This is a genomic window from Actinomadura sp. HBU206391 (assembly GCF_014323665.1).
Lineage (GTDB): Bacteria > Actinomycetota > Actinomycetes > Streptosporangiales > Streptosporangiaceae > Actinomadura_C.
In genome coordinates, this window is record NZ_JABVEB010000001.1 from 151,695 (window position 1) to 170,519 (window position 18,825).

The 18,825-nt window shown below is 69.1% G+C and carries 14 protein-coding genes; 9 read left to right on the plus strand and 5 right to left on the minus strand.

Annotation, left to right across the window (positions count from 1 at the left end):
- Positions 1–12: 12 nt before the first annotated feature.
- The 3 genes from HKK72_RS00820 to HKK72_RS00830 form a co-directional block, all read right to left on the minus strand.
- Positions 13–1,503, minus strand: coding sequence for a glycosyltransferase family 87 protein (locus HKK72_RS00820; RefSeq protein ID WP_187232236.1), 1,491 nt, complete (start codon positions 1,501–1,503; stop codon positions 13–15).
- A 9-nt stretch (positions 1,504–1,512) separates the two neighbouring features.
- Positions 1,513–3,711, minus strand: coding sequence for a transglycosylase domain-containing protein (locus HKK72_RS00825; RefSeq protein ID WP_187232237.1), 2,199 nt, complete (start codon positions 3,709–3,711; stop codon positions 1,513–1,515).
- A gap of 540 nt (positions 3,712–4,251) precedes the next feature.
- The gene (locus tag HKK72_RS00830) at positions 4,252–4,647 is read right to left on the minus strand and encodes a DUF5318 family protein (protein ID WP_315987004.1); all 396 of its coding nucleotides are present in this window, start codon (positions 4,645–4,647) and stop codon (positions 4,252–4,254) included.
- A gap of 195 nt (positions 4,648–4,842) precedes the next feature.
- Between HKK72_RS00830 and HKK72_RS00835 the strand changes: the two genes are divergently transcribed.
- The 3 genes from HKK72_RS00835 (at position 4,843) to HKK72_RS00845 (ending at position 8,037) form a co-directional block, all read left to right on the plus strand.
- Positions 4,843–5,451, plus strand: a complete 609-nt coding sequence (locus HKK72_RS00835) for a PadR family transcriptional regulator (RefSeq protein ID WP_187232239.1) — start codon at positions 4,843–4,845, stop codon at positions 5,449–5,451.
- Between the two features lie 48 nt (positions 5,452–5,499).
- Positions 5,500–6,579 carry an inositol-3-phosphate synthase gene (locus tag HKK72_RS00840; RefSeq protein ID WP_187232240.1) on the plus strand — a complete coding sequence of 360 codons (1,080 nt, stop codon included), beginning with the start codon at positions 5,500–5,502 and terminating at the stop codon, positions 6,577–6,579.
- A 117-nt stretch (positions 6,580–6,696) separates the two neighbouring features.
- The gene (locus tag HKK72_RS00845; RefSeq protein ID WP_315987005.1) at positions 6,697–8,037 is read left to right on the plus strand and encodes an MFS transporter; all 1,341 of its coding nucleotides are present in this window, start codon (positions 6,697–6,699) and stop codon (positions 8,035–8,037) included.
- A gap of 23 nt (positions 8,038–8,060) precedes the next feature.
- Here the strand turns inward: HKK72_RS00845 and HKK72_RS00850 are convergent, their stop codons facing one another.
- Positions 8,061–9,359 (minus strand): adenosylmethionine--8-amino-7-oxononanoate transaminase, encoded by a 1,299-nt coding sequence (locus HKK72_RS00850; RefSeq protein ID WP_187232241.1) that lies wholly within the window; start codon positions 9,357–9,359, stop codon positions 8,061–8,063.
- Between the two features lie 24 nt (positions 9,360–9,383).
- The gene (locus tag HKK72_RS00855) at positions 9,384–10,832 is read right to left on the minus strand and encodes a CCA tRNA nucleotidyltransferase (RefSeq protein ID WP_187232242.1); all 1,449 of its coding nucleotides are present in this window, start codon (positions 10,830–10,832) and stop codon (positions 9,384–9,386) included.
- 68 nt (positions 10,833–10,900) lie between these two features.
- Between HKK72_RS00855 and HKK72_RS00860 the strand changes: the two genes are divergently transcribed.
- From HKK72_RS00860 to HKK72_RS00885, 6 genes are all read left to right on the plus strand, one after another.
- A complete protein-coding gene (locus tag HKK72_RS00860; protein WP_187232243.1) occupies positions 10,901–11,455 on the plus strand; it encodes an aminoacyl-tRNA deacylase in 555 nt (184 codons plus the stop codon).
- Positions 11,456–11,551: 96 nt separating this feature from the next.
- Positions 11,552–13,768, plus strand: a complete 2,217-nt coding sequence (locus tag HKK72_RS00865; RefSeq protein WP_187232244.1) for a DUF6049 family protein — start codon at positions 11,552–11,554, stop codon at positions 13,766–13,768.
- On the plus strand, positions 13,734–15,458 hold the full coding sequence (gene murJ / locus HKK72_RS00870) for a murein biosynthesis integral membrane protein MurJ (protein WP_187232245.1): 1,725 nt from the start codon (positions 13,734–13,736) through the stop codon (positions 15,456–15,458). The genes HKK72_RS00865 and murJ overlap by 35 nt, the downstream gene beginning before the upstream one ends.
- Before the next feature lie 210 nt (positions 15,459–15,668).
- The gene (locus HKK72_RS00875; protein WP_187232246.1) at positions 15,669–17,357 is read left to right on the plus strand and encodes a protein kinase family protein; all 1,689 of its coding nucleotides are present in this window, start codon (positions 15,669–15,671) and stop codon (positions 17,355–17,357) included.
- Positions 17,357–17,983, plus strand: coding sequence for an RNA polymerase sigma factor SigM (gene sigM / locus HKK72_RS00880; protein WP_187232247.1), 627 nt, complete (start codon positions 17,357–17,359; stop codon positions 17,981–17,983). Before HKK72_RS00875 ends, sigM begins: the two co-directional genes overlap by 1 nt.
- Complete coding sequence (locus HKK72_RS00885) at positions 17,980–18,813, plus strand: anti-sigma factor family protein (RefSeq protein WP_187232248.1); 834 nt, start codon at positions 17,980–17,982, stop codon at positions 18,811–18,813. Before sigM ends, HKK72_RS00885 begins: the two co-directional genes overlap by 4 nt.
- Positions 18,814–18,825: the final 12 nt, after the last annotated feature.

An 18,825-nucleotide genomic window follows, 5' to 3' on the forward strand; every position in this document is an offset into this window, starting at 1 on the left:
GGATCCGCTCGGCTAACCGGCAGGCTGCAGCCGCGACCGGCCGAGCCCGCCGCGGATCGTGCGCAGGCTGAGCCGGTCGGGGGCTCCGTCGAGCACGCCGCCCGCGGGGTCGTCGTCGCCGTCGGCTCCCCGTACCGAGTCGTGCTCGGGACGCAGGATGTCGATCAAGATGAGGACCACCAGCAGCAGCACGGTGAGGAATCTCGCGAACAGCCCGATGTAGTAGACGTTCACGCTGATGCCGTCGCCCGGAACCTCGAAGCGCGAGAGCGCGGACAGCGTCGTACCGAGATCGGCTCCCTCGACCTGCTGGGTCACCGAGAGCAGGTACCACCAGATCGCCAGGAAGTAGACGAACTCCCCGGCCTGCCAGATCAGGTAGGCGGGCAGGCGCGGCCTGGCCAGGGCGACCAGTGGCAGCAGCCACAGGACGTACTGCGGCGACCACACCTTGTTCGTGAGCATGAACGCCGCCAGCACCAGGAAGAGCAGCTGCGGCAGCCGCGGCCTGCGCGGGGCCGCGAAGGCGAGGACGCCGATGGCCACGCAGAGGACGGCGAACGCGCCCTGCCCCATCAGGTTGAGGTGGCCGACATCGCGCGCGGCCGGCAGGCCGTGGTCGACGAGGTAGAAGAAGACCGAGCCCCAGTCGACGCCGCGCTCCTTGCTGAACCCGTAGAACCGCAGCCAGCCGTCCGTGGCGAACAGCATCACCGGGACGTTCACGACCAGCCATGCCCCGGCGGCGCCGGCCAGGAGGCGGAGCAGCTCGCGGTGCCGGCCCGCGCGCAGGCACAGCAGCACGAAGGGCCACAGCAGCACGACCGGATAGAACTTCGCCGCGATGGCGAGGCCGATCAGCACACCCGCGGTAATGTGCCGCTGCCGCGACCACGCGGCGACGCCCAGGGCGCAGAGGGCGACGGCGAGCAGGTCCCAGTTGATGTACGCGGCGAGCAGCAGTCCGGGTGACAGGGCCACCATCAGACCGGCCCGGGTGTTCCTGCGTCCCGCGGCGTACGCAGTCGCGAGCACCGCGACCACCGCGAACACCCCGAGGAGCAGTGCGGTGACGTCGTAGAACGCCATCCCCTGTTCGGTGTCGAACAGCGCGCGCACCAGGACGTTGACCAGGTGCATGAACCAGCCAGTCAGTACCGGATACTCGACCGGCTCAGGGATCTTGTCGAAGTACGGGATCTTGCCGTCGGACAGACCCCGGTTGAAGTACAGCGGGTAGACGTCGGTGTAACAGGCGTGGGTGACGGTCTTGGCGAAGTCGAACCCCACGGAGCGGCACGGCAGCTTCTGGACATAGCCCAGCACGCAGACGAGCACCGTGCCGCCGACCAGGACCGGCGCGAACCTGCCGAGGCCCCGAGCCGGTCCTCGCTCCCTGTTCGGGCCGCGTTCCCTGTTCGAGCCGCGGGGCCCGGGGCCACCGTCACCGGTGGCACCACCGGACCCCGCGATCACGCCCGATTCGGACGAGGACTGCGACATGGACGCACACTAATCCTTGATCCGTGCGAGCGTCTGCGAACGTGACTGTGTTTGCGTGTTGGGCCTGCCGTCGTTGGGATCCTTGCAACGCGGATCGCCCTGATGCCGCTGGCACCACCAGTCGGGCGGAGGATTCTGCGGAGGCGTGTTGGGGTCGCAGCCGAGCGGCATGTTGAACTCGTTGCACGGCTGGCCGGGAATCGGCCCCTGCGTCGGCGGCGGCGACTGCTGGTCACGGCACCTGGGCTTGAACTGGTCGCGCGGCCGGCTGCAGTCGCGGTCGTCGTCCTCCGGCGTGGGCGTCGGCGTGGGCGTCGCCGGCGGCGTGGCGAACTTCTGGTTCGTGCCGCCGAATACGGGCGGCGGGAACTGGGCCGGGCTCATGCCCTTGGTCGCCTCGGCCATGTAGGCGTGCCAGATCCTGGCCGGCACCAGACCACCCTCGACCTCCCCGAGCCCCTGCAGGAAGAGAGTCTTCTTCTTGTCGTTGTACATCGTCACCGCGGTCGAGACCTGAGGGACGTATCCAACGAACCAGGCGGCGACGTTCTTGTCCGTGGTGCCCGTCTTGCCGGCCACCGGCCGGTCGGGCAGCGCCGCGGCGGTGCCCGTGCCGCGCTGCACGACCGCCCGCATGGCGTGGGTGGCGTCCGCGGCGACGGCCTGGTCGAAGACCTTGTGCTTCTCCCAGCTGAGCTTGCGGTAGACGCTCCCGTCGGTGCGGGTGACCTTCCTGATGACGTGCGGCTGGTGGTAGGTGCCGCCGTTGGCGAATGGGGCGTAGCCGGCCGCCTGCTCGATCGGACGCACGTCGTTGATGCCGAGCGCAAGACCGGCCTGGCCCTTGTACGGCTTGAGCAGGTCGCTGGCGATGCCGGCGTCCTCGGCCGTCTTGATCACCTCGGGCAGGCCGACCTTGAGCGCCAGCTGCACGAAGGCGGTGTTGACCGAGCTCTGCGTCGCATGGACGAGATCGGTCACGGTGCCGCCGGCGTGGCTGTTGGGTATCCGGAGGCCACCGGGGGTGCCGTTGGGAACGACGTTCCCCGAGCCGTCGAAAGTGGTCGGCGACTTTCCCTCGACCAGGGTCTTGAGGCTGTAGCCGTCCTTCAGCGCGGTCGCCAGCACGTAGGGCTTCATCGCGGAACCGGCCTGGGCCGAGCCCTGCCAGACGTTGTCGAACTGGTCCTTGAGGTAGTCGTGCCCCCCGTAGAAGGCGACGACCTCACCGCTCGCGGAGTTGACCGAGACCAGCCCGAGCTGGATGTGCTTGCTCGGCAGCTTGTTCGGCGCCGCCTCGGGCACCGCCTTCTCGACCGCGACCCTGGCCGCCTCCATCTTCCTCTTGTCGAAGGTGGTGGTGATCCGCAGGCCCTCGTCGATGATCTGCTTCTCGGTGATGCCCTGCCGTCCGAGCTCGATCTTGGCCCGCTCGATCATGTAGCCCTTCTGACCGGCGAAGGTCTGGCCCTTGTTGATCGGACTGGTGAGCGGCAGGCGCTTCTTATACTGGTCGGCCTTGGCCTGGGTGAGCGCGTTGGTCTTGACCATGCCCTCGAGCACGTACTGGTAACGAACCAGCGTCTCGGCCCTGGCCTCCTTGTCGGCGCTGCGCGGATCGAAGCGCCCGGGCTGCTGGATGATCGCGGCGAGCAGCGCGCCCTCGTCCTCGCGGAGCTTGTCGACTGGCCTGCCGTTGAAGAACGCCCTCGACGCGGCCTGAATGCCATAGGCGTTGCGGCCGAAGTAGATGGTGTTCAGGTAGTCCTGCAGGATCTCCGGCTTCGTCTTCTGCTCGCCGAGCTTGACGGAGATGAACAGTTCCTTGAACTTCCGGCTGATCGACCGCTCGTCGGTGAGGTAGTAGTTCTTGGCGAGCTGCTGGGTGATCGTCGACCCGCCCTGGGTCGATCCGCCGGTCACGTTGACCCAGGCCGCGCGGGCGATGCCGGTCGGCGAGAAGCCCCGGTCGGAGCGGAAGCTCCGGTTCTCCGCGGCGATCACGGCTTCCTGCACGTGCATGGGGACTTTGTCGATCGTGATGAGTTCCCGGTTGCGACCCATCCGGGCGATCTCGGACTTGCCGTCGGCGTAGTAGAAGATCGCGGCCTGCTTGGTGGCGTCCTCGTTCCCCGCCTTGGGGACGGGCGTCATCGCGTAGGCGACCCCGACGAGGGTGAACATGCCGAGGAGGCCCAGGCCGCACACGCCGAGGACGATCTTCCACGAGGGGACGTAGCGTCGCCAGCCGGTCTTCTTCTCCGGGTCGTCGGCGGGCTTCTTACGACGTCCGCCTCCGGGGCCGCCTGGTCCGCCCGGTCCGCGTCCGCGGCCACCGGGCCCACCCGGGCCGCCGGGACCGCGGCCACCGGGGCCGCCGGAGCCGCTTCGAGGACCCAGGCCACCACTGCGGGAACCGACGGGGGCACCACCGCGGGCACCGCCCGGACCTCCGCCGCGGCCACCGGGGCCGCCACGTCCGCCGGGGCTGCCGGGGCCGCCTGGGGTCTGCCCTCCTGGGGTTGACGGCAGACGAGATCCACCGCCGGGCACGTTCGGTCGGCCGGGACGAGGGGGATTCGGCCGGGATCCTGGTCTGCCCGGCCCATCTGGCCCTGTCCCTGGCCCGTATTGGCTTGGGTAACTCACGCGACCTCGTTCAACTGGGGTACGTCCATGGTGCGTCGTACGACAGTACTGCGCAGGCGAGTGAGCGCGGACCGCCCTGCAGCGTCTGGTCTTCGCCTGTCATCGAGGCTCATCGCCGCTGGCGGCGGGATGCTCCCCATGACCCAGTACGTACGACACCGTCAAGTGGTTCCAGGCGCAACTTTGACACACTTCGACCACATAGACCCGGAATTCACCATATTCCTGGGCCATCTGGGCGAGCTCGTCAGTGGCCTTGATCCGGCCCGCGTAGCGGCCGAGCTCGTCGCCGTACACGTACGTGACATGGGTCAACCTCTCCCTGCGGCAGACGGGGCACAGCTCGTCGGTCGGCTCGCCATGGTACTTGGCCGCGCGGAGCAGGTAGGGGTGGGCGTCACAGGCGTCGGCCATGGTGAGGTGCCCGCCGTGCAGCTCCGCCAGGGCGGCGCGCCGGGCGAGCCCGTAATCCACAACCAGTCGCCGGGACCACACATCAGCAGCGTACGACCCGGCCGATAACGAGGGGAAGATCACAGTCTGCGCCCCCGGGGCACGCGCCCCTCGGCCCCGCCGACATGGGGACTTGCGAGCGGGCCCGACAGTACGTATCTTCTCGATGTATCGGCTCGATACATTGAGTCGATACATCCAAGCGACACATCCAGCACACTGATCGGTGGTCGGGACATGAGCAGTAGAAAGGGCGCGGGCGTGCTGGAACTCGCCGTGCTCGGACTGCTGCACGAATCCCCCATGCACGGGTACGAGCTGCGCAAGCGGCTCAACACCCTGCTGGGCATGTTCCGCGCGTTCTCGTACGGATCTCTCTATCCGTGCCTCAAGCTGCTCCTCGGCAAAGGACTGATCGTCGAGGATCGGCCGGAGGAACCGCTGAACGTTCCCCTGGCTCTGCAGAGCCGCCGGTCCAAGATCGTCTACAAGCTGACCGCCGAGGGCAAGGAGCGGCTCGAGGAGCTGCTCACCGAGGCCGGTCCGGCAGCGTGGGAGGACGAGAGCTTCGGCGTTCACTTCGCCTTCTTCTCGCACACTCACGCCGATGTACGCCTCCGCATCCTCGAAGGCCGGCGCAGCCGGCTGGAAGAGCGGCTGGAGAGCGTACGGGCCGCGCTCGCGCGGACCCGGGAACGAGTTGACAGCTACACCCTCGAGCTGCAGAACCATGGGCTCGAGTCCGTCGAGCGCGAGGTCCGATGGCTCAACGAGCTCATCGGCCGTGAGCGTGCGCAGGCGGCGACAGAGAACAGCAAGGACAAGACCGAGGACGGTCTCCGCTGATCGCGGAGCAAATCGTCCGTCCCCCGCCACAAGAGAAGGAGCAACCGGATGGGTTCGGTGCGCGTAGCCATCGTCGGAGTGGGCAACTGCGCCGCTTCGCTCGTCCAGGGCGTCGAGTACTACAAGGACGCTGACCCGGCGACGCGAGTGCCCGGTCTCATGCACGTCCAATTCGGCGACTACCACGTGGGCGACGTCGAGTTCGTCGCCGCCTTCGACGTGGACGCGAAGAAGGTCGGACAGGACCTGGCGCATGCCATCACGGCGAGTGAGAACAACACCATTAAGATCTGCGACGTGCCGCCGACCGGCGTCAACGTCCAGCGCGGCCACACGTTCGACGGCCTCGGCGAGTTCTATCGCGAAATCATCCAGGAGTCGGACGCACAGCCGGTCGACATCGTGCAGACGCTGAAGGACACCAGGGCGGACGTCCTGGTCTCCTACCTGCCGGTGGGCTCCGAGGAGGCCGCCCGCTTCTACGCCCAGTGCGCGATCGACGCCGACGTGGCGTTCGTCAACGCGCTGCCGGTGTTCATCGCGAGCGACCCGGAATGGGCTGAGAAGTTCACCAAGGCGGGCGTTCCGATCGTCGGCGACGACATCAAATCGCAGGTCGGCGCGACCATCACGCACCGCGTCATGGCCAAACTGTTCGAGGACCGCGGCGTCGAGCTGCTGCGCACGTACCAGCTCAACTTCGGCGGGAACATGGACTTCATGAACATGCTGGAGCGCAAGCGCCTCCAGTCCAAGAAGATCTCCAAGACCCAGTCGGTGACGTCGCAGATCCCGCACGAGATGGCCAAGGCCGACGTGCACATCGGTCCGTCCGACCACGTGCCGTGGCTCGACGACCGCAAGTGGGCCTACGTTCGGCTCGAGGGCCGCTCGTTCGGCGACACGCCGCTGAACCTGGAGTACAAGCTCGAGGTCTGGGACTCCCCCAACTCGGCCGGCGTCATCATCGACGCCGTGCGCGCCGCCAAGATCGCCAAGGACCGCGGCATCGGCGGCCCGATCCTGTCGGCCAGCTCGTACTTCATGAAGTCGCCGCCCGAGCAGTACAACGACGACCAGGCACGTGACGCCGTGGAGGCCTTCATCCGCGGCGACATCGAGCGCTGATCCGCCCCGGCGGTCGCGAACGCGACACGGCAACGCCGAGCACGACGAACACGGGAACGCCCCGACGGTGCGATGTCACCGCCGGGGCGTTGCCATGACCGGACGTAGGCTGATCATGTGAACACCGGCGACCTGGGATCGGTGCTGCGGGGCCGGGACTTCCGCCGCCTGTACGCGACCCGGCTGACCTCCCAGCTGACCGACGGCGTCTTCCAGATCGCCCTGGCGAGCTACGTGTTCTTCTCGCCGGAGAAACAGACCACGGCCGGCAAGGCCGCCGCCGCCTTCGCGGTGCTCCTGCTGCCCTATTCACTGGTCGGCCCCTTCGCGGGCGTCTTCATCGACCGCTGGTCCCGCCGGCAGATCCTGGTCTGGGCACCGATCGTCCGCGCCGCGCTGGTCGTCGGGGTGGCCGGCCTGCTCGTCGCCGGCCAGGACGGCGCGCCTTTCTTTCTGGCGGCGCTGCTCGTGATCGGCGTCAACCGCTTCTTCCTCTCCGCCCTCTCGGCGGCTCTGCCCCATGTCGTCGGCCGTGAGCTGCTCGTCATGGCCAACTCGCTGTCGGTGACCTCGGGAACGATCATCGCCTTCGCCGGGGCCGGCCTCGGTTACCTGCTGCGCAAGGTGCTCGGCGGCGAGCAGTCCGGCACCGCGATGATCCTCCTGTGCACGTCGGGGCTCTATCTCCTGGCCGGACTGGTGGCCAGGACGTTGCGCCGGGATCAGCTCGGCCCCGACCTGGACCGGGCGCTCCCACAGACCAGGGAGGCGCTCGGCAACGTGGTGCACGGCCTGGCGGACGGAGCCGGGCACATCTGGCGGCGCCGCCCGGCCGCCCTGGCCCTCGCCGCCATCTCGCTGCACCGTTTCCTGTACGGCATCACGATGATCATGGCGGCTCTGCTGTTCCGGAACTACTTCAGCACAAGCGCGGACACCGGCCTCGACCGCTTCGCGCTGTTCCTCGGGGCCTCCGGAGCGGGCTTCCTGGCCGGCGCGGTCATCACCCCCTGGGCCGTCCGGCTGATCGGCAAGAACGGCTGGATCGCCTCGCTGCTGCTCTTCGCCGCGGTGATCGAGACTGCTCTGGGGCTGCCGTTCCGCGAGATCCCGTTCCTCGTCGGCGGTTTCGCGCTGGGACTCGTGTCCCAAGGAGTGAAGCTCAGCGTGGACGTGATCGTCCAGGAGACCATCGAGGACGCCTACCGCGGGCGGGTGTTCGCCGTCTACGACATGCTCTTCAACGCCACCTTCGTCGCGGCCGCCGCGGTCGCCGCGGCGACGGTACCCTCCACCGGCAAGTCCCACGCCGTGCTCGGCGTCGTCATCGCGGTCTACGCCTGCGCCGCCGTCGCCTACCGGCTCGCGGCCCGCTCACCTGCCCCCCTCACCGCCGACGACGGCACCACCGAACGCCGCATCGCCGAACACGGTGAACGGGGCGACGGAGGCGCCTGAACCCGGCGTGAGCCGGCGTGGGGTCAGATCGCGCGGACGGCGGCCACCATGGCGCCGGTGATCCGACCGATCTCGTCCGGCGAGCAGATGTACGGCGGCATGGTGTAGATGAGGTCGCGGAAGGGGCGCACCCAGACGCCGCGGTCCATGACGATCTTCTGTACGGCCTGCACGTCCACCGGCCGGGTGGTCTCAATGACGCCGATCGCGCCGAGTACGCGCACGTCGGCGACACCCGGCAGCCCGCGGGCCGGCTCGAGCCCCGCCGACAGCCCGCGCGAGATCGCCGTGACCTCGTCACGCCAGCGGCGCGAGAGCAGCAGTTCGATCGACGCGCACGCCACCGCGGCGGCCAGCGGGTTGGCCATGTACGTGGGCCCGTGCATCAGGGCCCCGGCGTCACCGGAGGAGATGCCGTCGGCCACCCGGTCAGTGCAGAGCGTCGCCGCCATGGTCAGGTAACCGCCGGTCAACGCCTTCCCGACGCACATGATGTCGGGAACCACGTCCGCGTGATCACAGCCCCACCACGGGCCGGACCGGCCGAAGCCCGTGGCGATCTCGTCGGCGATGAAGAGCAGGTCGTGCTCGTCGGCGAGCGCGCGCAGCGCCGCGAGGTGACCGGGATGGTAGAAGCGCATTCCGCCGGCGCCCTGCACCACGGGCTCAACGATGATCGCGGCCAGTTCGTGCGCGTGTGCGGCGACCATCGCGGCCAGTTCGTCGAGATACGCCGGATCCGGCCCGTCGCCCGAGCCGGTCTGCCACAGGGGCGGCGGCGGCGCGAACACGTGTGAGGGCAGCACATCGGAGAACAGATGGTGCATGCCGTTCACCGGATCGCAGACGGCCATGTCGCCGAACGTGTCACCGTGGTAGCCGCCGCGGACGGTGAACAGCCGGTGCCGTTCCGGCCTGCCCTGTGACCGCCAGAACTGCAGGGCCATCTTGATCGCGACCTCGACCGCGACCGACCCCGAGTCGGCGAAGAAGACCTTGGTGAGCGGCTCCGGCGTGACCTTCAGGAGCAGCTCGGCCAGCCGCAGCGCCGGCGGGTGCGTGAGCCCGCCGAACATCACATGGGCCATCCGGCCCAGCTGGTCGGTCAGCGCCTCGTTCAGCACCGGATGGTTGTAGCCGTGGATCGCCGCCCACCACGACGACATCCCGTCGATGAGCTCCCGCCCGTCGGCCAGCGTGAGCCGTACGCCCTCCGCCGACACCACCGGGTGGGCGGGTGCGGTGGCCGGCATCGGGGCGTACGGGTGCCACACGTGTTCCCGATCGACGGCGAGCAGCCGCTCGATCTCCTCGGCCTCCATGGCCCTCCTAGTGCCGTCCATCCGTCACGTGGGCAGGGCGATGCCCTGCTCGCGGGCCCAGCGGAGCAGCTCGGCGGTGGCCGCGTCCTTGCCCATGGGGCCCTGGTCGAGACGCAGGTCGAGCAGGAACCGGTAGGCCTTGCCGACGTCCGGGCCCGGCTTGATGCCGAGAACGGTCTGGATCTCGTTGCCGTCCAGCTCCGGGCGGATCTTGGACAGCTCCTCCTCGGCGGCCAGCCGGGCGATCCGGTGCTCCAGCTCGTCGTAGGTCCGCGCCAGGTTGGCCGCCTTGCGCCTGTTCCTGGTGGTGCAGTCGGCCCGCGTCAGCTTGTGCAGCCGCGACAGCAGGTGCCCGGCGTCGCGCACGTAGCGGCGGACGGCCGAGTCGGTCCACTCGCCCGTCCCGTAGCCATGGAAGCGCAGGTGTAGCTCGACCAGCCGCGACACGTCCGAGATGACGTCCTTGGGGTAGCGCAGCGCCGTCAGGCGGGCCTTGGTCATCTGTGCGCCCACCACCTCGTGGTGGTGGAAGGTGACCCGGCCGCCGTCCTCGAACGACCTCGTCTTGGGCTTGCCGATGTCGTGCAGCAGCGCGGCCAGTCGCAGTACCAGGTCGGGGCCGTCCTCCTCCTGGGCGATCGCCTGTTCGAGCACGATGAGCGAGTGCTCGTACACGTCCTTGTGCCGGTGATGCTCATCGATCTCGAGCCGCAGCTTCGGCAACTCGGGGAGCATGTGGGCGGCGAGCCCGGTCTCGACCAGCAGGGAGAGGCCGTGCCGCGGATCGGATCCGCACAGCAGCTTGGAGAACTCGTCACGGACCCGCTCAGCCGAGACGATCTCGATTCGTCCGGACATGTCGCGCATCGCGTCGACCACGGCGGGGTCGACCGTGAATCCGAGCTGGGAGGCGAACCGCGCCGCGCGCATCATCCGCAGTGGATCATCGCTGAAGGAGTCCTGCGGGCGGCCCGGGGTGCGCAGCCTTTTCCGCCGAAGATCCGACAGCCCGCCGAAGAGATCGACGAAGCCGTGCCCCGGCAGCCTGGCGGCCATGGCGTTCACCGCGAAATCTCGCCTGGCCAGATCCGCATCTAGCGAAGTTCCGTACAAAACTTCCGGTTTGCGGGACTTTGGATCGTACGATTCGCTGCGATAAGTCGTAATCTCGACTTGATAGTTCCCCTTGCGTAGACCGACGGTGCCGAACTCGATCCCGATCGTCCAGACCGCGTCAGCCCATCCGTCCACAATCTCGAGAATCCGTTCAGGCCGGGCGTCGGTCGTGAGATCGAGATCATTGCCGGTTCTGCGCAGGAGAGCATCGCGTACCGGTCCGCCGACCAGCGCCAGCTCATGGCCGGCGGCCGCGAACCGATGGCCGAGTTCATCGGCGACGGGGGCAACGCGACGCAGCAGCTCGGCGATCGCCTTCTGCTGCTCCGGGGTCAGGTCGTCGTTCGGCACGGGCATCGAGCGTAGGTCCTTGCTGGGTCGCTGACAAAAGGATTTGCCCACGTTGGAGACCACGGAGGCAGACGATGAAGGACGCTCTGGCCATTCACCGCATGCTGCTCGAACGCGAGACGCTGCACGAGATCGTACGGCTTCCGCATGCCGTCGCGAACGCCGACGAGCTGCCCGGAGCGGGCCTGCCCGCCCACCGCTGCCTGGCGACTCGTGTTTACGCGTTCACCGGGAGTGAACGACGGACGACAGGCTACCTCGCCGCAGTGATCGTCTCGGCGGGCAGCACTGTCGGCACCGAGGCGGTGCGCCAAGCCCTCGGAGCCCGCACGGTCCGGCCGGCCCGAGCCGACCTGATCAATACCGTCACCGAGTTCGCCGCCGAACTCGTCTGCCCGCTCATGCTGCCCGAGTCGATGACCGTGCTCGTCGACCGCCGGCTCACCGACCGACTGCGAGATGACGATGTCGTCTACACCGCCACAGGGGAGCCGTGGACCGCACTCGGCATCAGGACGTTCGATCTTCTTGCCGCCAGTGGCGCCGAGCCCGTCGATCTTCGCCCTGTCATCACGCCCGCGATGGCCCCGCCTCTCCGGTCCCGGCGGTCTCGCCGGGCCACAAGGTGATCGAGGAACGTCCGACGGAAGGGCGGGCGGCACTACCATCGGGCAGGTGATGCGGCGAACCACCGCCCCTGGCCCGCTGGCGGGCACGGCGTGAGAATGCGAGTCCTTCAGGCGGGAACCCGCGGAACCGTGGCCATGCTCATAGTGCTGCTCTCCGCCGTTCCCGTCGGTCCCGCGAGCGCCGCCGCGCGGGCTCCCTCGTCGGCCGTCCCGCTCCAGGCGGTCGCATCGCGAACCGGCCCCGCACAAGGGGTGCGCGAACCCGCGACCCGGCACTCGCGCGGCAGGGCCCCGGTGGCCGTCGTCCTGCAGACGATCACCCCGAAGACGGTGCGGCCGGGCTCGAAGATCACCATCACCGGTTACGTACAGAACCAGACGAGCCAGCAGATGACCGGTGTATCGGTCCGGCTGCGCTGGCGGAGCCAGCCCATGAACGGCCGTACGGAACTGGCGCAGTACGCCGCGCCCAACGCCCCGGCCCTCGTCTCGGCCGCGCCGGCCGTGCAGCTGAGCGGACCGGCCGCGCCGGGCCGGCAGGTCAAGTGGCGGCTCGACACCACGGCGCGGGATCTCCGAATGACCGCCTTCGGCGTCTATCCCATCGCCGTGGAGGTCCTGAACGCCACGACGCAGTCCGTCGCCACCCAGCCCACCTTCCTGACGTTCATGCCGAGCGGCAAGGCCTTCCAACCGAAGCCGACCGAGGTGGCGTGGGTCTGGCCGATGATGGACCAGCCACACCGCACCACCGGCACGACGTTCACCGACGACCACCTCGAGACCGAACTGTCGCCCACAGGACGTCTCGGCGGTCTCGCCCAGATCGCCGGGCAGGCCGGCGGACAGGCCAGGAGGCCTCGCACCCCGATCACCTGGGCCATCGACCCCGCACTGCTCGACGACGCGCGGGAGATGAGCAAGGGCTACACGGTCAAGAGCGCCAAGGACACCAAGGCCACCAAGAGACCCAAGAGCAAGGTCGCGGAGAACTGGCTGGCCGCGGTGAAGGCGAGCGGCGAGCCCTATTTCGCCACGCCCTACGCGGATCCGGACACCGTCGCGCTCGTCCGCCAGCGGATGAGCGGGCATCTGAAGTCGGCCTACACCAACATGACGGTCGCCACCGACGTCCTGGGGCGGCCGCCCACGACGAAGATCGGCTGGCCGGTCAACGGGGTGGCGGGCCAGCAGTCGCTCGACGCCATGGCGGCGAACGGCACCGGGACCTTCCTGATGAGCAGTGACGTCCTGCTGAGCACGGCCCCTCAGGGCTACACCGCCGACGCGACCACGAGGCTGCAGACCGCGCACGGCACCAAGAGGACCCTCGTCTACGACGCCACGATCAGCAACATCGTCAGCGGCGACACCCAGTCGCCGGGCGCGGCGCTGCTGGCCGAGCAGAGGTTTCTGGCCGAGACCGCGATGATCACCGCGGAGCTGCCCAATCAGCCGCGCACACTCGTCATCGCCCCGCAGCGGCGCTGGAATCCGAAACCGAGGTTCGCCGAAAAACTGCTGGACTACACCGCCAGGGCGCAGTGGCTCAAGGAGGTGCCGCTCAGCGCCATCGAGAAGGATTCCCCCACGCACCGTACGTTCACGGGGTATCCCGTCGGATACGAGGAGAACGAGCTGGGCGGCCCCTACCTCAAGAACGTCCGCGAGATCGCGACGCGAGCGATCCGCTTCTCCGGCATCTTCGACCGGACGCCCGACGCGATCACCTACGAACGGTCCGTGCTGAGGATGGAGTCGAGCTACTGGCGCGGGCGTGACCGCCGGGCCCGCGCCTTCCGGCAGACGGTCGGCGCCGCCATTGACAACACGATCGACGATGTCCATCTCGTGACCAAGAACATCGGGCTGGCCGGCAACTCCGGCTTCATCCCCATCACCGTGGCCAACGACCTGACGGAGGGCACCGTCAACGTGGTGCTCCGGGTGACCTCGGAGAACCCGGGGCGGCTGGAGATCGGCGGCGGCACCAGGGCCGGGGCGTCCCGCGAGTGGCAGCTGAAGATCAGCCCGCGGAAGAAGGAAACCGTGGCGATGCCGGTCGAGGCCAACGCCAACGGATACACGAACCTCGTCCTCGAACTGCGCGCACCGAAGCAGAAGCGGAAGTTGGGCGAGGCCGCCTCCATTACTGTTCACACGACAGGCTATGGGCGGATGGCTCTCCGTATCACGGGGGGCGCGCTTGCCGTACTCTTCATCGGCGTCGCGGTTCGCGTGCTGCGGGCCAGGCGGCGTAACGGAGCGGAGGAGTCCGATGGTGCAGAGCCCGGGGGGCACGCCGGAGGCTGAGCCCTCGGTGGGTCACGGCCGGCCGCGGGAGGAGCCGCCGGCCAAGCCGCGCAGAAGGTCCTCGAGCCTGGTGCGCTCCGGCATGGTCATGGCGCTCGGCACGATCGCCTCCCGGGTGACCGGCTTCATCCGGACGGCCGTGATCGTCGCGGCCCTCGGGACGGGACTGCTCGCCAACGCCTATAACACCGCCAACACGATCCCCAACCTGGTCTACGACCTGCTGCTCGGCGGCATCCTGACCAGCGTCATCGTGCCGCTGATCGTACGGGCGCGGGAACGGGACCCCGAGTACGGACGCCAGTTCGAACAGCGGCTGTTCACCCTCGCGGTCTTCTTCCTCGGCGGCCTCACGATCATCGCCACGCTGCTGGCGCCCGTCCTGATCAACCTTCTCGGCAGCGGTTTCAAGGGCGATCAGCGAGAACTGGCGATCCTGTTCGCGTGGTTCTTCCTGCCGCAGATCTTCTTCTACGGCGTGGGGGCCTTCGCCGGCGCGATCCTCAACACGCGTGATCGCTTCGGGGCTCCGATGTGGGCGCCCGTGCTCAACAACCTCGTGGTCATCGCCGTCGGGATCCTGTTCGTGCTGACCACCTCGGGCAGGCTCGACCCGTCGAGCATCACGAACTCCCAGGTCAACCTGCTGGCCCTCGGCACCACCGGCGGCATCATCCTGCAGACCATCGCCCTCTGGCCGTCGCTGCGCGCCGCCGGGTTCCGGTGGCGGCCGCGCTTCGACTTCCAGCGCGGTGAGCTCGGCGAGGCGGGCCGGATGGCCGGCTGGACCCTCTTGTACGTGGTCGCCACGCAGATCGGCTTCATGGTGACGACCAACCTGCTCAACAGCGCGGGCGTGCAGGGGCAGGAGGAGGGCATCGGCGAGGGGTTCGGATACACCCCGTACTTCAACGCCTACCAGCTGTTCCAGCTGCCGTACGCGATCGTGGCGGTCTCGGTGATCACGGCGCTGCTGCCGCGGATGAGCGAGCACGCCGCCGAGGGGAACCGGCAGCTGGTCCGTGACGACTTCTCCTCGGGACTGCGGCTGTCGTCGGTCATCATGCTGCCGGCCGCCGCGCTCATGTTCGTGCTCGGCCCCGAGATCGCGACGGTGCTCTTCGCGCACGGCAACGCAACCCATGCGGACGCGCTGGTGATCGCCCACGTCATGCAGGCGCTGGCCATCGCCCTGCTGCCGTTCTCCACGTACCAGCTGATGCTCCGGGTCTTCTACGCCTTCCGCGACACCCGGACGCCCGCGTTCATCAGCCTGATCACGGTCTCGACGAACATCGCGATGGCGTTCACGATGTACCACCTCCTGCCGACCCGGCATATCGTGATCGGCATCGCGGCGGGATTCGCCGTGGCCAACATCGTGGGCACGGTGGTCTGCTGGGCCGTGCTGCGCTGGCGGCTCGGCGGCATGGACGGACGGCGGATCATCAGCGGGCATCTCAAGCTGCTCATCGCCGTCTGGCCGCTCATCGGATTCGCGTTCGCCGTTCACAAGATCGCAGATGCCTGGACCGGCACCTCGACGACCCTCCCAGCGCTCGCCGTGCTCGCGATCGGCACGGCCGGCGGCGGGGCGCTCTACCTGATCTTCGCCCGCCTGCTCAGAGTCGGCGAGGTTCAGACACTTCTCGGTACACTGGCTGGCCGTCTGGGGCGGGGACGCGGTTAGATCTAGCTGCAAGCGATGTAAGTCACAACAATTCGGGCAAGGACGCGGCAGGCGCGGGGAGAAGCTGAGTTAAGTGACAGGGCAAGCCATTACCATGTTGGTGACCTTGGCTCGCCGGGCAACCCCCGCGGGAACGCAAAAAGGAGGGTCGGAGGCGCAAGCTGCCACGCCACTGAGAATGGGACGCGACCACCTGCGCAGGATGACGCCTTGAGCACGTCCGTGATCGAACCTGGGACCCGCCTCGCCGGTCGCTATCGACTCGAAACTCGAGTCAGCGAAGCCGGCGGCTCGACATTGTGGAAGGCGATCGACGAGATCCTGGCCCGAGCCGTGGCCGTCCGGACCTTCGCGCCCGACTTTCCGCACATCAACGCGGTCGTGACCGCCGCCCGCGCGGCGAGTCGGCTGACCGATCCGCGACTGACGCAGGTCTTCGACGCCGACGACAGTGACGAGCTCGCGTACGTCGTGAGCGAGTGGGTCAGCGGCGAGACGCTGCACGCCATGGTCGCCTCACGCGGACCGCTGGAGCCCGGCCGTGCCGCGACGCTGCTGTGCGAGGCCGCCGAGGCCATCGCCGCCGCACACGCCGCCGGTCTCGCCCACCTCAAACTCACCCCGCGCGACCTGCTGTGGACCACCGGCGGCACGGTGAAGCTGCTGGGCCTCGGCGTAGAGGCGGCGCTGGACGGGGTCGCCTCCGAGGCCCCGGCGCTGGTCGACGCGCAGGGCCTCGGCCGCATGCTCTACCTGGCGCTCACGGCCCACTCGGTGGTGGCCGACGAGGGCGACCTGCCCGTCGCCGCCACGGCCGACGGGCGGCTCCCGGCGCCGCGCACCCTGCACGCCGGGGTTCCGCAGGGGCTCGACACCATCGTGCGCCGCACACTCGACATCGATCCGGCCCCTGATCAGGAGCCGTTGACCACTCCCGCCGCCCTGGCCAAGGCGCTGCGCGGAGTGCCCCGCACACCGCTGCCGCTCTTCGCCGGGCTCGGCACGCACCCGACCCCGGCGGTGCCCCGACCGGCTCCGCCGCGCACCCCACCGCCCCGGCAGGCATCCGGCTCACCGACGCAGACGGTCCCCGACCCCGCCCGCCGGCAGCCGCCCTCGCCTCGGCCCGCTCCCCAGGCGGGCTCGTCGCGGAGCGGGCCGAGGCGACCGGCCGCCCAGCCCGCCAGACCCGGGGCCACCCGGGCCACCCCGACCGCGCACGGCTCTACCGGGCACGGCTCTACCGGGCACGGCTCGGCCGGCCGGGGCACGCCGAACGAGTTCACGCGCCCCGCTCCCGTGCGGCCGCCGGTCAACCGGCCGCTCATCGCGGTGGCCGCGGCCGTCGCGACCATCGTCGTCGGCATCGGCGCCTGGAAGATCACCACGATGGGCGACGGCGGTCAGGGTTCGACGGCGACCACCAGCCCCCCGGCGACCTCCGCGCCGCCGGCTCCGGGCAAACTGCAGATCGCCCGCGCGTCCGGATTCGACCCCACGCAGCCCGACCATCCCGACCCGACCGCGCAGTCGACCGGCCAGGAGGCCGTCGACAGCAGCCCCTCGAGCGCCTGGCGCACCCAGACGTACGCCTCCGCCGACTTCGGCAGGCTCAAGGGCGGTCTCGGCGTAATGCTCGACATGGGGCGCCCAGTGAAGATCGATAACGTCCGCGCGACCCTCCCGGGCGGTGGCGGCGGAACTCTGCAGCTACGGGTGGGATCCGCGCCCGAGCTCGCATCGCTCAAGATGGTCGACCGATCGAGCTCCTCCGGCACGGTCACGCTCAAGCCCACGCAGCCGGCCGAAGGCCAGTACGTCCTGCTCTGGTTCACCAAGTTGCCCAGCGGGCTCAAGGCACAGATCAGCGACGTAGACGTCTTCGGCTGGACCGGCTGATGACCTTCGTGGGGGGCAGGCAGGCCGAGGTCGTGCCGGACAAGGAGCTGCTCTCCCGGCACGCCGCAGGTGACCCCCATGCGTTCGCCGAGCTGGTGCATCGCCACCGGGATCGGATGTGGGCGGTGGCTCTGCGGACGCTCGGCGACCCCGAAGAGGCGGCCGACGCGCTGCAGGACGCGTTCCTGTCGGCCTTCCGGGCTGCGGGCCGGTTCCGCGGCGACGCCGCCGTCACGACCTGGCTGCACCGGATCGTCGTCAACGCCTGTCTCGACCGGCTGCGCCGCAAGACCCTGCGGCCCGCGGTGTCGATGGGAGACGACGCGGCACTCGACTCGGTGGCGCCCAAGAGCGTCGACCCGACCTCGGCGCACGAGCTCGCCCTCGACGTGACGGCGGCGCTCCAGCAGCTGCCCTTCGAGCAGCGGGCGGCGCTGATCCTGGTAGACATGATGGGGTACCCGGTAGACGACGCCGCGAAGGTCCTCGAGGTGCCCGCTGGAACGATCAAGAGCCGCTGCGCTCGTGGTCGCGCTCGCCTCGCACCACATCTTCTCCATCTCAGGAACCGACGGCTCGCCACGAACGTCGAATCTGCGGAGGAAGGAGGTGGCAATCCCAAGTGAACTCTGCTCACCCTGACCACGAGGCTCGCCTTGACCACGAGGCTCACCTTGACTACGAGACCCTGGCCGACCTGGCCGAGGGCATACTCGATGACGACCACGCCGCCTCCGCCACCGAGCACCTGGCGGACTGCGACGAGTGTCGCGAACGCTCCGCCGAGTTGGCCGACGTGTCCCGGTTGCTGGCGGAGAGTCCCGTGCCGCCCATGCCGGCGAAGCTGGCCGCTCGCATCGATGCCGCCATCGCGGCCGAATCGGTGTCGACGGCCACTGTGGCGAGCCTGCAGGCCCGGCGTGGACGAATGCATCTGCGGATGCTGTCGGCCGCCGCAGCCGCGATCGTCGTGGTCGGTGGCGCGGTGGCGGTAGGCCGCACGGCGATGGACTCGCCCTCGACGCCGTCGGACGTCAACGCCCGGGTCCCGGTTCATCAGGAGCGTACGGACCGGTCGGAGGGCACGTCGTCGCCCGAGGCTCCCGGCGTCGCGAGCGTGGCTCCGAAGACGGCGCCACTGAGTTCCGCGAAATACCGGGTCACCCGGACCGGCACCGACTACCGCGACACCACCGTCGGCTCCCAGATCACCGACATGCTGCGCCGCGGCGATCTGCCGGTGACACAGCCGACCGAGCAGCTGTCCGCCTGCGTCGACCGGATCGCCGGCGGCAGGCAACCGCTGCTGGTCGACGTCGCCGACTACGACGGCGAGCCCGCCACCGTCATCGTGCTGCCGACTCAGAACCGGTCGGACCTGGACGTCTGGGTCGTCGGCTCAAAATGCTCCACGAAGGCATCGGACGTCCTCATGCGCACCCGCGCTTCACGCTGAAGGGCGCCGTTA